The 17548-nt window shown below is 72.5% G+C and carries 13 protein-coding genes; 10 read left to right on the top strand and 3 right to left on the bottom strand.

The window, feature by feature from the left end; translation table 11 throughout:
- Nucleotides 1-37 precede the first annotated feature (37 nt).
- A complete protein-coding gene (locus ACZ7D7_RS18500) occupies nucleotides 38-793 on the bottom strand; it encodes a hypothetical protein (RefSeq protein WP_470825498.1) in 756 nt (251 codons plus the stop codon).
- Between the two features lie 158 nt (nucleotides 794-951).
- Here ACZ7D7_RS18500 and ggt point away from each other — a divergent pair, with 158 nt between their 5' ends.
- The gene (gene ggt, locus ACZ7D7_RS18495) at nucleotides 952-2751 is read left to right on the top strand and encodes a gamma-glutamyltransferase (RefSeq protein ID WP_470825496.1); all 1800 of its coding nucleotides are present in this window, start codon (nucleotides 952-954) and stop codon (nucleotides 2749-2751) included.
- 50 nt (nucleotides 2752-2801) lie between these two features.
- Complete coding sequence (locus tag ACZ7D7_RS18490) at nucleotides 2802-3461, top strand: formylglycine-generating enzyme family protein (protein ID WP_470825840.1); 660 nt, start codon at nucleotides 2802-2804, stop codon at nucleotides 3459-3461.
- A 20-nt stretch (nucleotides 3462-3481) separates the two neighbouring features.
- On the opposite strand, the gene ACZ7D7_RS18485 is transcribed toward ACZ7D7_RS18490, so the two are convergent.
- The gene (locus ACZ7D7_RS18485; protein WP_470825495.1) at nucleotides 3482-6016 is read right to left on the bottom strand and encodes an ATP-dependent Clp protease ATP-binding subunit; all 2535 of its coding nucleotides are present in this window, start codon (nucleotides 6014-6016) and stop codon (nucleotides 3482-3484) included.
- Nucleotides 6017-6279: 263 nt separating this feature from the next.
- Here ACZ7D7_RS18485 and ACZ7D7_RS18480 point away from each other — a divergent pair, with 263 nt between their 5' ends.
- The 8 genes from ACZ7D7_RS18480 (at nucleotide 6280) to ACZ7D7_RS18445 (ending at nucleotide 16799) form a co-directional block, all read left to right on the top strand.
- Nucleotides 6280-7686: a hypothetical protein gene (locus ACZ7D7_RS18480; protein ID WP_470825494.1), complete on the top strand. Its 1407-nt coding sequence runs from the start codon at nucleotides 6280-6282 to the stop codon at nucleotides 7684-7686.
- 158 nt (nucleotides 7687-7844) lie between these two features.
- Nucleotides 7845-8687 (top strand): nitrilase-related carbon-nitrogen hydrolase, encoded by an 843-nt coding sequence (locus ACZ7D7_RS18475; protein WP_470825493.1) that lies wholly within the window; start codon nucleotides 7845-7847, stop codon nucleotides 8685-8687.
- Entirely contained in the window at nucleotides 8684-9970 is a 1287-nt protein-coding gene (locus ACZ7D7_RS18470) for an aspartate aminotransferase family protein (protein WP_470825492.1), read from the top strand. The genes ACZ7D7_RS18475 and ACZ7D7_RS18470 overlap by 4 nt, the downstream gene beginning before the upstream one ends.
- Nucleotides 9971-10001: 31 nt before the next feature.
- Nucleotides 10002-11621: a PucR family transcriptional regulator gene (locus ACZ7D7_RS18465; protein WP_470825491.1), complete on the top strand. Its 1620-nt coding sequence runs from the start codon at nucleotides 10002-10004 to the stop codon at nucleotides 11619-11621.
- A 155-nt stretch (nucleotides 11622-11776) separates the two neighbouring features.
- Nucleotides 11777-12619 (top strand): nitrilase-related carbon-nitrogen hydrolase, encoded by an 843-nt coding sequence (locus ACZ7D7_RS18460; protein ID WP_470825490.1) that lies wholly within the window; start codon nucleotides 11777-11779, stop codon nucleotides 12617-12619.
- A 61-nt stretch (nucleotides 12620-12680) separates the two neighbouring features.
- On the top strand, nucleotides 12681-14081 hold the full coding sequence (gene hydA, locus ACZ7D7_RS18455; protein ID WP_470825489.1) for a dihydropyrimidinase: 1401 nt from the start codon (nucleotides 12681-12683) through the stop codon (nucleotides 14079-14081).
- 11 nt (nucleotides 14082-14092) lie between these two features.
- Nucleotides 14093-15121 carry a TIGR03842 family LLM class F420-dependent oxidoreductase gene (locus ACZ7D7_RS18450; protein WP_470825488.1) on the top strand — a complete coding sequence of 343 codons (1029 nt, stop codon included), beginning with the start codon at nucleotides 14093-14095 and terminating at the stop codon, nucleotides 15119-15121.
- Nucleotides 15122-15272: 151 nt separating this feature from the next.
- Nucleotides 15273-16799 (top strand): NCS1 family nucleobase:cation symporter-1, encoded by a 1527-nt coding sequence (locus tag ACZ7D7_RS18445; protein ID WP_470825487.1) that lies wholly within the window; start codon nucleotides 15273-15275, stop codon nucleotides 16797-16799.
- Between the two features lie 55 nt (nucleotides 16800-16854).
- Here the strand turns inward: ACZ7D7_RS18445 and ACZ7D7_RS18440 are convergent, their stop codons facing one another.
- On the bottom strand, nucleotides 16855-17520 hold the full coding sequence (locus ACZ7D7_RS18440; RefSeq protein ID WP_470825486.1) for a hypothetical protein: 666 nt from the start codon (nucleotides 17518-17520) through the stop codon (nucleotides 16855-16857).
- Between the last annotated feature and the right edge of the window lie 28 nt (nucleotides 17521-17548).

Raw genomic sequence — 17548 nt, 5'->3', positions numbered from 1 at the left:
CGGTCCGCACCACCGGCACCCGCCCCAACGGCCGTCCTCAGGACGCCCGGTGGGAAGCGGGCTTGGCCGCCGCCGGCAGGGGAGCCTGCGCCGTGCGGGTCACGTCCCCGACGAGCTCGACGACGTCCGGGCCGTACGCCTGCGAGTTGACGACCTTCAGCAGCAGCACGAACGAACCCGAGCCGTACTTGCGGGCCAGCCGCTCGTGGTTGCGGGCCAGATAACGGGTCGCCGCCTGGTTGGTGACCGCCCGCTGCCCGCAGAACAGGAACACCGGCCGTGTCTCCCGGCGGTCACCGGCGGTGAGCCGGGCCAGCAGCACGTACTCGGTGACACCGGGCTCCATCCGGTAGCGCTCCGAACCGATCTGGAACGCGCCCCGGTCCGGGCCGGGTTCGGGATCCACGTTGACCCGCACCCCCGGCAGCATGGCCGCCATGTGCGCCGTCATCCGCCGGTTGGAGGCGGGGCCGCCCAGACAGAACTCCGTGCGCTCACCGAAGCCCTGGTGGGGCGTGTCCTGCGTGAGGACCTGCACGTGCGCGCCGCAGTCCTTGATGAGCGCGGACAGCTCCAGCAGCGCGAACACGTCGATGCGGTGCACGGCCGGTTCGCCCGCCGCCGGATCGCGGTTGACGACGAGCAGCGACTCGGCGTTCTCCGGCAGCCCGAAGAACGCCTGCTTGCGGCGCAGCTTCCGCTTCCACAGATACGTACGGGCGATCCAGCCCAGGGCGGCGCTGATGCCCGCGGCCACCACGCCCAGCACGATGTTGCGCACGTCGTCATTCATGGGCGCGCATGGTAGCGGGCGCCGGCAAACCCGTGTTCGACCCGGGTGGGGCGACCGGCCGGGGCGGCCCCGGGTCACGACTTGGGGGACCGATGGTCCTGACGATCCGGCGGCGGGTGAACTACGCTGCGCGGACTGCCTGTTCCCTGGAGGTGCGGATGCGTCGCCCTGTCGCGCGGAAACTGTCGGTCCTGGCGGTCTCGGCCGCCATGGTCTCGGTGGGAGCCGCGGCACCGCCCGGCGCCCCGGCCACGACGCCCACCAAGACACCGGTGGCCGTCGGCTACGGCGGCGCGGTCTCCAGCGTCGACCCGGACGCCTCCGCCGCGGGCATCGAGATCCTCAGGAAGGGCGGCAACGCCGTCGACGCCGCCGTCGCCACGGCCGCCGCGCTCGGCGTCACCGAGCCCTACTCGGCCGGCATCGGCGGAGGCGGCTACTTCGTCCACTACGACGCCAAGTCCCGCACCGTGCGGACCATCGACGGCCGCGAGACCGCGCCCCTGAGCGCCGGATCCGACCTCTTCCTGGAGAACGGAAAGCCCGTCCCGTTCGCCGAGGCCGTCAGCAGCGGCCTCTCCGTCGGCACCCCGGGCACGCCCGCCACCTGGCAGAAGGCCCTCGACAAGTGGGGCAGCAAGTCGCTGGGCAGCGTGCTGAGGCCCGCCGAGCGGCTCGCCCGCGACGGCTTCACCGTGGACGAGACCTTCCGCGCGCAGACCGCGGCCAACGAGACCCGGTTCCGGTACTTCCCCGACACCGCCGAACTGTTCCTGCCGGGCGGCCAACTGCCTGTCGTCGGCTCCACGTTCAAGAACCCCGACCTGGCCCGCACCTACGCCGAACTGGGCCGCGACGGCATCGGCGCCCTCTACCGCGGCGGCATCGGCGAGGACGTCGTCGACACCGTCAACGCACCGCCCGTCGACCCCGCGTCCGGCTGGAACGCCCGCCCCGGCGACCTGACCGCGCGGGACCTCGCCGCCTACCGCGCCAAGGTCCAGGCCCCCACCAGGACCGAGTACCGCGGCCTCGGCGTGTACTCCATCGCGCCGTCCTCCTCCGGCGGCACCACCGTCGGCGAGGCCCTCAACATCCTCGAGAACACCGACCTGTCCAAGGCGAGCGACGTGCGGTACCTGCACCGCTTCATCGAGGCCAGCCGCATCGCGTTCGCCGACCGGGGCCGCTGGGTCGGCGACCCCGCCTTCGAGGACGTACCGGCGAAGGAACTCCTGTCCCAGCGGTACGCCGACTCCCGCGCCTGCCTCATCAAGGACGACGCGGTCCTCACCAGCCCCGTCGCCCCCGGCGACCCGCGCGACCCCGCCGACTGCGCCACGGGCGGCACGCCGGCCCCGACGACGTACGAGGGCGACAGCACCACGCACCTGACGACCGCCGACAAGTGGGGCAACGTCGTCGCCTACACGCTCACCATCGAGCAGACCGGCGGCAGCGGCATCACCGTGCCCGGCCGCGGGTTCATCCTCAACAACGAGCTGACCGACTTCTCCTTCGCCCCGGCCAACCCGGCCGTCCACGACCCGAACCTGCCCGGCCCCGGCAAGCGCCCGCGCTCCTCGATCGCGCCGACGATCGTGCTGGACCGGCACGGCGAGCCCGTCGTGGCGCTCGGCTCGCCCGGCGGCGCCACCATCATCACCACCGTGCTGCAGACGCTCACCGGATTCGTCGACCGCGGACTGCCCCTCGTCGACGCGATCGCCGCCCCGCGCGCCAGCCAGCGCAACGCGGCCCAGACCGACCTCGAACCCGGACTCCCCGCCGCCGTGCGGACCGGCCTTGAGGCCATCGGGCACTCCTTCCGCGCCAACCCCGAGATCGGCGCCGCGACGGGCGTGCAGCGCCTGCCGGACGGCCGGTGGCTGGCGGCGGCCGAGAAGACGCGGCGCGGCGGCGGCTCGGCGATGGTCGTGCACCCGGCGCCCCGTTGACCGGGGCCGCGCCGAGCGGGCCCGTCGTGACCGGCCGGGCGGCCGACGCCCTGGTCACGGTCCCGGCGGGCCGCGTCACGCTCAACGACCGGCGGACCGAGCGCAGTTGGCAGGTCGACGTCGCCGCGTTCCGGATGTCGGCCTGCCCCGTCACCCAGGAGTGGTACGCCGACGTGACCGGCGAGCGGCCCGGCACCTTCCGCGGCGACCGGCTGCCCGTCGAGGGCGTGTCCTGGTGGGACGCGGTCCGCTTCTGCGACGCCCTGTCCCGCCGCGAGGGCCTCACCCCCGCCCACCGCCTGGACGGCGAGCGCGCCGAGCGGGACGAGTCCGCCGACGGCTACCGCCTGCCGACCGAGGCCGAGTGGGAGCACGCCTGCCGCGCGGGCACCACAGGACCCCGCTACGGACCCCTCGACGACATCGCCTGGTACGGCGCCAACTCGGAGGCACGCGTCCACCCCGTCGGCGGCAAAGCGCCCAACGCCTGGGGCCTGTACGACATGCTGGGCAACACCTGGGACTGGTGCTGGGACCTCTACGACCCCGAGGTGTACGGCACCTACCGGGTGCTGCGCGGCGGCGGCTGGGCCGACGAGCACTGGAGCTGCCGCGCCTCCGTACGGCGCCGCAGCCATCCGACGTTCCGCATCGACGACGTCGGATTCCGCGTGGTCCGCCCCGCGCCGCAGGCCCCGGCCACGACGTAGGAGCCCCTGGACGGGAACGTCTACACCGGAGCGGCCGGCCGGTCCGTGCGGAAGTCCAGCCGGCCGTCCGCCACGTCCACCGTGAGCCGGTCGCCCTCCGCGACCCGCCCGTCGAGCAGCAGCCGCGACAGATGGTTGTCGACCTCCCGCTGAATGGTCCGGCGCAGCGGCCTCGCCCCGTACGCGGGCTCGAAGCCGCGGTCGGCCAGCCAGTCCACCGCCGCGTCCGTGAACTCCACCGTGATGCTCTGGGCGTGCAGCATGCGCCGGGTCTGCTCCAGCAGCAGCTCCGTGATGCTGTGCAACTGCTCGCCCGTCAGCTGGCGGAACACCACGATCTCGTCGATGCGGTTGAGGAACTCCGGCCGGAAGTGCTCCCGCAGCGGACGCAGCACCTGCTCGCGCCGGGCCTCCTCGTCCGCCTCGGCGCCGCCCGCCGCGAAGCCCAGCGTGCCGCCGCGCCGCGTGATCGCCTCGGACCCCAGGTTGCTGGTCATCACGATCACCGTGTTCGTGAAGTCCACGGTCCGGCCCTGCGAGTCGGTCAGCCGGCCGTCGTCCAGCACCTGGAGCAGGATGTTGAACACGTCCGGGTGCGCCTTCTCCACCTCGTCCAGCAGCAGCAGCGAGTACGGGTGCCGCCGCACCACCTCGGTGAGCTGCCCGGCCTCCTCGTGCCCGACGTAACCGGGCGGGGCGCCCACCAGACGGCTCACCGTGTGCCGCTCCTGGTACTCGCTCATGTCCAGGCGGACCATGCGGTCCTCGCTGCCGAACAGCGCCTCGGCCAGCGCCCGCGCCAGCTCCGTCTTGCCCACGCCGGTCGGGCCGAGGAACAGGAAGCTGCCGATGGGCCGGTCGGGGCTCGACAGGCCCGCGCGGGACCGCAGCACCGCGTCCGACACGACCCGGACCGCCTCGTCCTGCCCGACGACCCGCTCGTGCAGATGCCGCTCCAGGCCGAGCAGCCGGTCCTTCTCCTCCTCGGTGAGGCTGCTCACCGGGATGCCGGTCTGCCGGGACACCACCTCGGCGACGGCCTCGGCGTCCACCACCAGGTTCAGCCCCTCGTCGGCCTCGCCGTCGCCGGCCACCTCGGCGATCCGCGTCTTCAGCTCCACGATCCGGTCGCGCAACTGGGTCGCCTGCTCGTAGCTCTCGTCGGCGACCGCCTGGTCCTTGTCCCGCACGAGCTGCTCGACCTCGCGCTCCATGGCCCGTACGTCCGTGCCCTTGGTCCGGGCCCGCAGCCGCACCCGGGCACCGGCCTGGTCGATCAGGTCGATGGCCTTGTCCGGCAGCCGCCGGTCGGTGAGGTAGCGGTCCGACAGCTCCACGGCCGCGACCAGCGCCTCGTCGGTGTAGCGGACCTGGTGGTGGGCCTCGTAGCGGTCCGCGAGGCCGCGCAGGATCTCGATCGCGTCGGCCGGGGTCGGCTCCGGCACCAGGATCGGCTGGAAGCGGCGGGCCAGCGCCGCGTCCTTCTCGATCCGCCGGTACTCCTCCAGCGTCGTCGCCCCCACGATGTGCAGCTCGCCGCGGGCCAGGGCCGGCTTGAGGATGTTGCCGGCGTCCATGGAGCCGCCGCCCTCGCCGCCACCGCCGGCGCCGACGACGGTGTGCAGCTCGTCGATGAAGATGATCAGCCGGTCGGAGTTCTCGCTGATCTCCCCGACGATGGTGTTCAGCCGCTCCTCGAAGTCGCCCCGGTAGCGGGTGCCCGCGACGACGCCCGTCAGGTCCAGGGTCACCACCCGCCGGCCGGCCAGCACGTCGGGCACGTCGCCGTCCGCGATGCGCTGGGCGAGACCCTCCACGATCGCCGTCTTGCCGACGCCCGCGTCGCCGATCAGCACCGGGTTGTTCTTGCCGCGCCGGGACAGCACCTCGACGGTCTGCTCGATCTCCTGGTCACGCCCGATCACCGGGTCGATCCGGCCCTGCCGGGCCAGGTCGGTGAGGTCCCGGCCGTACTTGTCCAGGGTCGGCGTCGATGTGACGCGGGGCCGTTCGGCGCGCGGCTGCGGCGCCTCCGGCGCCTCCGGCGGCAGACCGGGTGACGCGAAGCGGGCCGCGTTCAGGATGTGCCCGGCGGCCGAGTCGGGGTTCGCGGCCAGGGCGCTGAGCACGTGCTCCGGGCCGATGTAGCCGGTGCCGCTGGTCCGGGCCAGCTCGTGCGCGTCCAGCAGGGCACGCTTGACGGCCGGGGTCAGCGACAGGGACGTCGGCGGCGGCACCTCGCCCGGCGGGTACTGGACCGGGCCCGAACGCTCGTCGATCTCCGAGGCGAGCGAGTCGGGGTCGGCGCCGGCCCGGCTGAGCAGGCCCCGGGTGGGCTCCGCGGCCAGTGCCGCCCGCAGCAGGTGCTCCGTGTCCAGGTCCCGGCTGCCGTGCTCGGCGGCGTACTGGGCGGCGCCGCGCACGAGCTCCCGGGCCGGCTGGCTGAGCAGTCGGCCCAGGTCGATCTGGCGGGGCCGCGGTCCGCCGAAGAAGCGGGCGAGGAATTCTCCGAAGGGGTCCGAGCCGAAGCCCTCGGGTGTGAAACCGCTGGTCATGGGCCTTCCGTTCCCTCTCGACGTGCGGTGCGCTGCCGCTTTCCCACGCCGGGTACACCGGGGGGCGAGTTCTTACTCACCTTGGCACGCCCGGACGCCGGGGGCATTTCCGATGCACCCCCAGGGCGTGACATCGCGTCACATGACGGACACGGTGTGGTACGAGCGATCGGCACTCGCGACGAAAACTCCCCGTAGCGGCTCTGTAACACGGCTGGTGTTCGCTACGGACCGGAGTGCTCCAGTCAGGCGGGAGTCGGGCGATGACTGTGGATCGACTCCCCGGACGGGTGCGGGAGTTCGCGAACTATCTGGACGGTCTGCTGGCGCGCCTCGACCAGTCCGGCGGGTGGTGCGGGGTGTTCTGGCAGCGCGACCCGGACGGCATGCGCGCCTGCCTCGACGGCCGCGAGGTGCCGCCCTGGGACGTGGTCGAGTCCCTCCTCCATGACCTCGCGGCGGAGCACGGCCCCGCCGTCGCCGGACCCGAGCGGGACCGCGCCCGCGCCCTGCACGCCGCCGCCCTCGCCGCGTACGACACCGGGCCGGGCGCCCGCGACGCGCTGAACGACCGGCTGGACGTCATGCTCCGCGAGCAGCGCTACGCGGCGCGCCGCCAGGCCGAGCTGACCGGGCTCCTGTCCACGGCCACCACCCGCGAGGAGGCCGACGCGATCCGCCTCGACGTCGCCTGGGCCCGCGACGACCACGAACGCGCCACGGCCCGCTGCGCGGAACTCCGGGCCCGCATCACCCGCTTGAACGAACCCGGCGCACCCCCGGGCCCCCGGGTGCCGGCCGACCTCGGGGCGGCGCGCGGCGCCCACCCCGCGGCCGAACCTCAGCCCCCGACTGCTCGGAAGGCCGCCACTGCTCCCCGCACCCCCGCGCAATCCCCCGCTCCTCTCCCTGCCCCCGGCGAGCCGCCCGCCGTACCCAAGCAGCGGCGCAAGCGGCGGGGGAGTGCCCGGTTCGCCGGGATGCTCGAAGAGGACGCCGTGCCCGTCGTCACGCCGCCCGCCGCCGAGGCGCCCGCGCCCGTGCCCGCCGACGGGGGCCGTACGCCGCGCGGGGCGCGGTTCGCCGGGGCCGACGACGCCGCCCCCGAGGCGACGGAGCCGGCGTTCGAGCAGGTGGACGCGGACGGGCTGCGGGAGGTCGACCGGGTCGTGGGCGCGCTGGCCCGGCTGCGCGCCGAGGGGCGCAGCGGCGAGGCGCACGCGCTGCTGGTCGAGGCCGCCCACTGGCCCGCCGTGCGCTACCCGCCGCTCGCCGCCGGGCTCCGGCGCGCCGGGCTGGACGCGGACTGGGCGACCCTGCTGTGGGAGGCCGCCTCGCTGCCCGCCGACCGGCTCGTCGCCGCGGCCGACGCGCTGATCGCCGCCGGCCACGCGGCCGACGGACAGCAGATCCTGCGCCAGGGCGTCGTACGCCCGCCCGCCGAGGTGGGCACCGCGGTGCTCGCCCTCGCCGGCGAGGGCAGGCGACGCGAGGTGCGGGCGCTGCTCGACGCCTACGTCCGGATGCGCACCCCGGAGGAGTCCGTCCGGGGCGTCGACCCGGACCCCGTGACGCTCGTACCGTTGCTGCTGGAGGCCGCCCGAGGCGTCTCCGACGAGCGGTACTGGGACCTCGTGCACGCGCTGCGGGTCGCGGGGCACGCCACCTGACCGGCGGCGCGGCTCGCCCACCGGAGTGTGAAACGCGCCGGACGCAGCGGGTTGACGGCGATGGTCTTGGCAAGCCCGTCCCGGAGGCTTACGTTCGAGCCTCTACCGCCCTGCTCTACGGGCGTAGAGGCTCTGACGTCCCGTCGAAGGAGCAGCTCATGGCCAACGTCGTACGCGCCGCTCTGGTCCAGGCGACCTGGACCGGCGACACCGAGTCCATGGTGGCGAAACACGAGGAGCACGCCCGCGAGGCCGCCCGGCAGGGCGCCGGGGTGATCGGGTTCCAGGAAGTCTTCAACGCGCCGTACTTCTGCCAGGTCCAGGAGCCGGAGCACTACCGCTGGGCGGAGCCCGTGCCGGACGGGCCGACCGTCACCCGCATGCGGGCGCTCGCGCGCGAGACCGGCATGGTGGTCGTCGCCCCGGTCTTCGAGATCGAGCAGTCCGGCTTCTACTACAACACCGCGGCCGTGATCGACGCGGACGGCTCCTACCTCGGCAAGTACCGCAAGCACCACATCCCGCAGGTCAAGGGATTCTGGGAGAAGTACTACTTCAAACCGGGCAACGCCGGCTGGCCCGTCTTCGACACGGCCGTCGGCAAGGTCGGCGTCTACATCTGCTACGACCGCCACTTCCCGGAGGGCTGGCGTCAACTCGGCCTCGGCGGCGCCCAGTTGGTCTACAACCCGTCGGCGACCCACCGCGGTCTGTCGTCCCACCTGTGGAAGCTGGAACAGCCCGCGGCGGCCGTCGCCAACGAGTACTTCGTCGCCGCGATCAACCGCGTCGGCCAGGAGGAGTACGGCGACAACGACTTCTACGGCACGTCCTACTTCGTGGACCCGCGCGGCCAGTTCGTCGGCGACGTGGCCAGTGACAGCAAGGAGGAACTCGTCGTGCGCGACCTCGACTTCGACCTGGTCGAGGAGGTCCGGCAGCAGTGGGCCTTCTACCGGGACCGCCGGCCCGACGCCTACGAGGGGCTGGTGCGGCCGTGAACCGTGACCTGCTGGGCCGCCACCGATCCGTCCTGCCCGACTGGCTCGCCCTCTACTACGACGAGCCCCTGGAGATCACCCACGGCGAGGGCCGCCACGTCTGGGACTCCGAAGGCAACCGCTACCTCGACTTCTTCGGCGGCATCCTCACCACCATGACCGCGCACGCCCTGCCCGAGGTCACCAAGGCGGTGAGCGAACAGGCCGGCCGCATCGTCCACTCCTCCACGCTGTACCTGAACCGGCCGATGGTCGAACTCGCCGAGCGCGTCGCCAAGTTGAGCGGCATCCCCGACGCCCGCGTCTTCTTCACCACGTCCGGCACCGAGGCCAACGACACGGCGCTGCTCCTCGCCACCACCCACCGGCGCAGCAACACGGTCCTGGCCATGCGCAACAGCTACCACGGCCGCTCCTTCAGCTCCGTCGGCATCACCGGCAACCGCGGCTGGTCCCCGACCTCGCTGTCCCCGCTCCAGACGATGTACGTGCACGGCGGCGTCCGCACCCGCGGCCCCTACGCGCACCTCGACGACGCCGAGTTCGTCGCGGCCTGCGTGGCCGACCTGAAGGACCTTCTCGGGCACACCCGGCCGCCGGCCGCGCTGATCGCCGAGCCGGTGCAGGGCGTCGGCGGCTTCACCTCCCCGCCCGACGGACTGTATGCGGCATTCCGCGAGGTGCTGAACGCATACGGGATCCTGTGGATCGCCGACGAGGTGCAGACCGGCTGGGGCCGCACCGGCGACCACTTCTGGGGCTGGCAGGCACACGGCCAGAACGGCCCGCCGGACATCCTGACCTTCGCCAAGGGCATCGGCAACGGCATGTCCATCGGCGGCGTCGTCGCCCGCTCCGAGATCATGAACTGCCTCGACGCCAACTCCATCTCCACCTTCGGCGGCACCCAGATCACCATGGCGGCCGGCCTCGCCAACCTCACCTACCTGCTGGAACACGACCTCCAGGGCAACGCCCGGCGCGTCGGCGGCATGCTCATCGAACGGCTGCGGGCCGCCGCCGCGCACGTCCCGCACGTGCGCGAGGTGCGCGGACGCGGGCTGATGATCGGCATCGAGCTGACGAAGCCCGGCACCGACGAGGCCGACCCCGAGGCCGCCGCGGCCGTGCTGGAGGCCGCCCGCGACGGCGGACTCCTCATCGGCAAGGGCGGCGGGCACAACACCAGCGCCCTGAGGGTCGCACCGCCGCTGTCCCTGACCGTCGCGGAGGCCGAGGAGGGCGCCGCGATCCTCGAAAGCGCACTGAGAAGCCTCCTGTAGCACGCACCGCCGAGCGAGGGAATCACCTGCCATGACCACCGCCTCGCAACCCTGGGAGCCCCTGGAACCCGCCCTGTCGGTGCGCCAGGTGCTCACGCTGGAACGCGTCCTCGCCGGGGAGCCCGAGGTGGTGGCCGGCGCCGGCCAGCTCGACCGGCCGGTGCGCTGGGTGCACGTCGCCGAGGCCGCCGACGTCGGCGTCATGCTCAGCGGCGGCGAGATGGTGCTGACCACCGGCGTGCTGCTCGCCGGGGACGAGGACAAGCAGGCCGAGTACATCCGCTCCCTGCACCGCGCCGAGGCCGCGGCGGTCGTCCTCGGCCTCGGCCGCGCCTTCCCCGCCCCGCCGGACGTGATGCGCCGGGCGGCCGAGCGGTGCGGGCTGCCGCTGGTGGTGCTGCACCGGCCGTTCCCCTTCGCCGAGTTGACCGAGGAGGTGCAGTGCCGGCTGGTGCGGCGGAAGTTCGCCGCCGTCAGCCTCTCCGAGGCGGTCCGCACCGAGCTGACCGCGCTGATCACCGCGGGCGCCCCGCTGCAGCGCCTGCTCGACGAGGTCGCCCGGCACAGCGCCTGCCCGGTCGTCGTCACCAACCTCGCCCACCGCGTCCTCGCCACGGCGGGGGAGCGGCCCGCCGTGGACGACGTGCTGCGCGACTGGGAACGCATCGCCCGGCAGGCATGGGGGCACCACCCCGGCCGTCCAGGCACCGGCGGAGGCAGCGCGGGCGACGGCTGGATCCGCGCCGAACTCGTCGGGCGCGGCGAACGCTGGGGACGCCTCGTGCTGTGCGGCCACCGCGGCGACAGCACCGCGGGACGGCTGCTGGCCGACCGCGCCGCCGAGGCCCTCGTCCTGCACCGCATGCTCGGCGGCAGCGCGGCGGCCAGCTGGGAGGAGCAGTCCGCGCAGGGCCTGCTCACCGACCTCGTCAGCGGCGTCGTCCCCGCACGGCAACTGCTGCCGCGGGCCCGGGCGGCGGGGCTGCCGGTGAACCGGCGGGCGTTCGTCCCGCTCGTGGTCCGCGACCGCACCCCGGACCAACTGGGCCGAACACTGCGGCTGTTGGGCCTGCCGGGGCTCGCCGCGCAGCTCGCCGACGGGGCGACCGCCGTGCTGCTCAGCCTGGCCCGCGACCAGGACGCCGAGGCGCTCACCGCGCACTTCGCGGCCCGGCTGCGCTCCGAACAGGGCGCTCCCGCCCCGGTCGTGGCCGCCGCCGACACCCGCGTCGACTGGGACGACGTACCCGCCGGGCTGCGCGAGGCGCGGCACGTCGCGGAGGCCGTCGCCGACTCCTCGGCCGTTCTCGACCTGCCGCCCGTCGTACGCCTCAGGGACGTCCATCTGCGAGGGCTGGTACGGCTGTTGCGCGACCACCCGCACGTGCAGTCGTTCGCGGAGCGGGAGTTGGACGGGCTGCTGCGCGGGCCGGACGAGGAGCCGCTGGACGACCTGCTGTCCGTGCTGCGGACCTATCTCGCCACCGGCCGCAACAAGTCCCGCACCGCGCAGCTCCACCACGTCTCCCGGCCCGCGCTCTACCGCCGCCTGGAGGCGATACAGGCAAGGCTCGGCGTCGACCTCGACGACTTCGAGCAGGCCGCCTCCGTGCACATCGCGCTCCTCGCGCACGACGCGCAACAGGGGTGACACATGCAACGACCAGGGAAAACGGCGGTGAAACATGAGCCGAGCGCGGAGTGACACGGTGACACGCCGCACACCCGCAGACGTGACACCGTGCCACTCAAAGCACGCTTTCGGACTTCCTAGGCTCGCCGGACATCCAGCGACCGGAGGTCCCGATGAGCCGAGTGATCCGTGCCGCCGTCTTCCAGACAGCCTGGACCGGCGACAAGGAATCCATGATCCAGGTCCACGAGCAGGCGGCGCGCGACGCGGCCGCCCAGGGCGCCCAGGTGCTCTGCTTCCAGGAGCTGTTCTACGGCCCGTACTTCTGCCAGGTGCAGGACCCCGCGTTCTACGAGTACGCCGAGCAGATCCCCGGCGGTCCGATCACCGAGCGTTTCCGGTCCCTCGCCCGGGAGCTGGGCCTCGTCCTCGTCCTGCCGATGTACGAGGAGGAGCAGCCCGGCGTCCTCTACAACACGGCGGCCGTCATCGACGCGGACGGCTCCTACCTCGGCAAGTACCGCAAGACGCACATCCCGCAGGTGCGGGGCTTCTGGGAGAAGTTCTACTTCCGCCCCGGCAACAGCGGCTGGCCCGTCTTCGACACCGCCGTCGGCAAGGTCGGCGTCTACATCTGCTACGACCGCCACTTCCCGGAGGGCTGGCGGGCGTTGGGCCTCGCCGGCGCCGAGATCGTGTTCAACCCGTCGGCCACCTCGCGTGGCCTGTCCGGCTACCTGTGGCAGCTGGAGCAGCCGGCGGCGGCCGTCGCCAACGAGTACTTCGTCGGCGCCATCAACCGGGTCGGCGTCGAGGAGTACGGCGACAACGACTTCTACGGCACGTCCTACTTCGTCGACCCCGAGGCCCAGTTCGTGGGCGAGGTCGCGAGCGACAAGGAGCCCGAACTGGTCGTCAGGGACCTGGACATGGCCAAGCTCCGCGAGGTCCGCGACCGCTGGCAGTTCTACCGGGACCGCGCCCCCGGCGCGTACGGCCCGCTGACGGACCTGTGAGGGGCGCACCAGGCGCACCCGGCACCCCCGACCGGCACACGCACACGGTGAGGAGCGACCGATGACCCGTACAGTCATCCGCGGCGGCCTGGTGGTCACCGCGGCCGACGAGATCCACGCCGACGTCCTGATCGAGGACGGCCGCATCGCCGCCCTCGCCGCGTCCGGCACCCCGGCCGCCGAGGCGTTCACGGCCGAGCGCACGATCGACGCGACCGGGAAGTACGTCATCCCGGGCGGTGTCGACGTCCACACCCACATGGAGCTGCCGTTCGGCGGCACCTTCGCCTCCGACACCTTCGAGACCGGCACCCGCGCCGCCGCCTGGGGCGGCACCACCACCATCGTCGACTTCGCCGTGCAGAGCGTCGGGCACGGCCTGCGCGAGGGCCTGGACGCCTGGCACGCCAAGGCGGAGGGCAACTGCGCGATCGACTACGGCTTCCACATGATCGTCTCCGACGTGAACCAGGAGACGCTCAAGGAGATGGACCTGCTGGTGGAGGAAGGAGTCACCTCCTTCAAGCAGTTCATGGCCTACCCGGGCGTCTTCTACAGCGACGACGGCCAGATCCTGCGCGCCATGCAGCGCTCCGCCGAGAACGGCGGCCTGATCATGATGCACGCCGAGAACGGCATCGCGATCGACGTGCTGGTGGAGCAGGCGCTGGCCCGCGGCGAGACCGACCCGCGCCACCACGGCGAGGTCCGCAAGGCGCTGCTGGAGGCCGAGGCCACCCACCGCGCCATCAAGCTCGCGCAGGTCGCGGGCGCCCCGCTGTACGTCGTGCACGTGTCCGCCATGGAGGCGGTCGCCGAGCTGGCGCGGGCCCGCGACGAGGGCCTGAACGTCTTCGGCGAGACCTGCCCGCAGTACCTGTTCCTGTCGACCGACAACCTCGCCGAGCCGGACTTCGAGGGCGCCAAGTACGTGTGCTCGACGCCGCTTCGGCCCCGCGAGCACCAGGCGCAGTTGTGGAAAGGACTGCGCACCAACGACCTCCAGGTGGTGTCGACGGACCACTGCCCGTTCTGCTTCACCGGCCAGAAGGAGCTGGGCCGCGGCGACTTCTCGAAGATCCCCAACGGTCTGCCGGGCGTCGAGAACCGCATGGACCTGCTGCACCAGGCCGTCGTCGACGGGCACATCTCCCGCCGCCGGTGGATCGAGATCGCCTGCGCCACCCCGGCCCGGATGTTCGGCATGTACCCGAAGAAGGGCACCCTCGCACCCGGCGCCGACGCCGACGTCGTCATCTACGACCCGCACGCCGAACAGGTCATCTCGGCCGAGACGCACCACATGAACGTGGACTACTCGGCCTACGAGGGCCGCCGGGTCACCGGCCGTGTCGAGACGGTCCTCTCGCGCGGCGAACCGGTCATCACCGAGCGGGAGTTCACCGGCCGCGCCGGTCACGGCGTCTACACGCCCCGCTCCACCTGCCAGTACCTCGACTAGGAGGAGCGCCCATGGACTTCGGACTCGTCCTGCAGACCGACCCGCCCGCCTCACGCGTGATCAGCCTGATGAAACGCGCCGAGCGCAACGGCTTCACGCACGGCTGGACCTTCGACTCCGCCGTGCTGTGGCAGGAGCCGTTCGTCATCTACAGCCAGATCCTCGCCAACACCACCAAGTTGAAGGTCGGCCCGATGGTCACCAACCCGGGCACCCGCACCTGGGAGGTCACCGCCTCCACCTTCGCCACCCTCAACGACATGTACGGCAACCGCACCGTGTGCGGCATCGGCCGCGGCGACTCCGCCATGCGCGTCGCCGGCCGCAAACCCAACACCCTCGCCCGCATCAGCGAGGCGATGAAGGTCATCCGGGCGCTCGGCCGGGGCGAGGAGGCCGACCTCGGCGGCACCGTCGTCAAGTTCCCCTGGATCCGGCCGGGCGCCGAACTCCCCGTGTGGATGGCCGCGTACGGGCCGAAGGCGCTGAAGATGACCGGTGAGGAGGCCGACGGGTTCATCCTCCAGCTGTCCGACCTCTACCTGACCGAGTACATGGTCAAGGCGGTGAAGGACGCGGCGGTCGCCGCCGGCCGGGACCCCTCCGACGTGACGATCTGCGTGGCCGCGCCCGCCTACGTCACCGAGGACGACTCGCCCGAGGCGCTCGCGCACGCCCGCGACCAGTGCCGCTGGTTCGGCGGGATGGTCGGCAACCACGTGGCCGACCTGGTCGCCAAGTACGGCGAGCACTCCGCCCAGGTGCCCGGCGAACTCACCGCCTACATCAAGGCCCGCGAGGGCTACGACTACTCCCACCACGGGCGCAGCGGAAACCCGGACACGCGGTTCGTGCCCGACGAGATCGTCGACCGGTTCTGCGTCATCGGCCCCGCCGAGAAGCACATCGAGAAGCTGAACGCCCTGCGCGAGCTGGGCGTCGACCAGTTCGCCGTCTACGACATGCACGACGCGCAGGAAACCGTCATCGACGCCTACGGCCAGAAGGTCATCCCCGCCGTCAACGCCGTCAAGGCCTGAGCCGTCCCCCTCGGCCCACCCCACCCGGCACCCACCCGGCACCCACCCGAACCCCCCGCCCCCGTCGCCCGGTCCCTCCCCGACCTCCCCCGGGGAGGGCCCGGGAGCCCCGCACGGCCTTTCCCGACCCACCTCTTCGATTGGCCTGCCCATGACCGACACCGCTCCCACGGCCATACCGCCCACCACCCAAGTCACCCTTGCCGACGGTCGGGTGGAGATCGCCCCGGACGCCCCGCAGCCCACCGGCCCCTACGCCAACGAGGACCTGCTGCCGGTCCCGGCCCGCAGGCGCACGTGGACCACGTACAACTTCTCCGCGCTCTGGGTCGGCATGGCCCACAACACGGCATCCTGGACCCTGGCCTCCGGTCTGATCGCCGTCGGCATGGACTGGAAGCAGGCGGTGTTCACCATCGCCCTGGCCAACGTGATCGTGCTCGTCCCGATGCTGCTCACCGGGCACGCCGGACCCAAGTACGGCATTCCCTTCCCGGTGTTCGCCCGCGCCTCGTTCGGCATCCGCGGCGCCAACCTGCCCGCTGTCGTACGGGCGTTGGTGGCGTGCGGCTGGTTCGGCATCCAGACCTGGATCGGCGGCGAGGCGATCTACTTCCTCGCCGGAAAGCTGATCGGCGACGGCTGGACGAACGCCGCGCAGTTCGGCGGCTACGCCTGGACCATGTGGCTGTCGTTCGCGATCTTCTGGGCGATCCAGGTCGCCATCATCCACCGGGGCATGGAGACGATCCGCCGCTTCGAGAACTGGGCGGCGCCGTTCGTGCTCGTCGGCGCGTTCGTGATGCTGTGGTGGATGAGCGACAAGGCCGGCGGCTTCGGCCCGCTGCTCGACCAGCCGTCCAGGCTGGGCTGGGGCGCCGACTTCTGGACGCTGTTCGCTCCGGCGCTGATGGGCATGATCGGCTTCTGGTCCACGCTGTCGCTGAACATCCCCGACTTCACCCGGTACGGCAAGAGCCAGAGGGCGCAGACCTGGGGTCAGGCGCTCGGCCTGCCGACGACGATGACGCTGTTCGCGTTCCTGTCCGTGATGGTGACCTCGGGTTCGCAGGCGGTCTACGGCGAGGCCATCTGGGACCCGGTCAAGCTCGCCGCGAAGACCGACAGCACGGTCGGCCTGCTGTTCGCGTTGGTGACCGTGCTCGTCGCGACGCTGTCGGTGAACATCGCGGCCAACCTCGTCTCGCCGGCGTTCGACTTCTCCAACGTGGCGCCGCGCAAGGTGAGTTTCCGGGCGGGCGCGCTCATCACCTGTGTGCTGGCGGTGCTGATCTTCCCGTGGAAGCTGTACTCCGACCCGGAGGGCTACATCTTCACGTGGCTCGGCCTGGTCGGCGGTCTGCTGGGTACGGTCGCCGGGATCCTGATCGCCGACTACTGGATACTGCGCCGCACCCGGCTCGACCTCGCCGACCTGTACCGCACGGACGGCCGCTACTGGTACCGGGGCGGCTGGAACTGGCGTGCCGTCGTCGCGTTCGCCGTCGGCGGCGTCCTCGCGATCGGCGGCGCCGACTTCCACCCTCTGATCGACGGCCGCCCGATCCCGGCGCTGGCCGGCCTTGCGGACTACGGCTGGGCGGTGGGCCTCGCCACGTCGACGGTGCTGTACCTGGCGCTGATGTACGCGCGGGGGAGGGGCCGGACGGAGGTCTGAGCCGCCCGCAGCAACCGGGACCCGGAGAACCGGTGGACGCGGAGGGCGTCAGCGGCTAGCCGTTGGTGAGCGCGGCGACCGCGTCCTTCGCGGCCTTGATGGCGCCCTTGTTGATCTCGTCCGTCGCGGGCGCCTTCTTGGACTCGAAGTCGCTGCCGTTGTACGTGATGACGACCAGCGCGTTGGAGGCGCGGACCACGACCGTGCCCTCGCGGGTCTGCTGCCCGTCCTCGGTGACGAGGTTCACCACCGAGTACGCCTCGTCGCCGAGACCGGGCACCTTGCCGCCGCCGCTCTTCTCCGACGTGTGCTGCCGGTAGGACCTCTCCGCCTTCTCGTCCGACGCCGTGACCTCGAAGGAGACGTCGAGCCAGCGGTACTCGTAGCCCTTGAGGGCGTTCCAGGAGCAGGTGCGGCGCACGTCCGCGTCCGTGGACGGGATCTCCTTGCCGCCCGCCTTGGCGCCCGGCACCAGGGACTTGACCGTCTTCTCGGCCACGGCGGCGCACGGCGCGGGGGCGGAGGTGTACGTCTTGGACTCCGCGGCCGTCGCGGGGGCCGAGGACGACGCGGACTGCGGGGCGGTCGCCTCGTCCGGTCTCTGCTCGGCGGTCGGGGTCGCGGCGAGCGGACCGGACGACAGCGCCCAGCCCGCGACGGCGAGCACGGCCACCGGGGACAGGCGCGCGGTCAGGGCGAGCGGCAGAGGAAGAGAACGCACGGCGCACTTCTCGTGGGGGACGGTGCGG

Source organism: Streptomyces sp. NPDC037054 (genome assembly GCF_055606745.1).
This window is presented reverse-complemented; position numbering and strand designations above follow the sequence as displayed.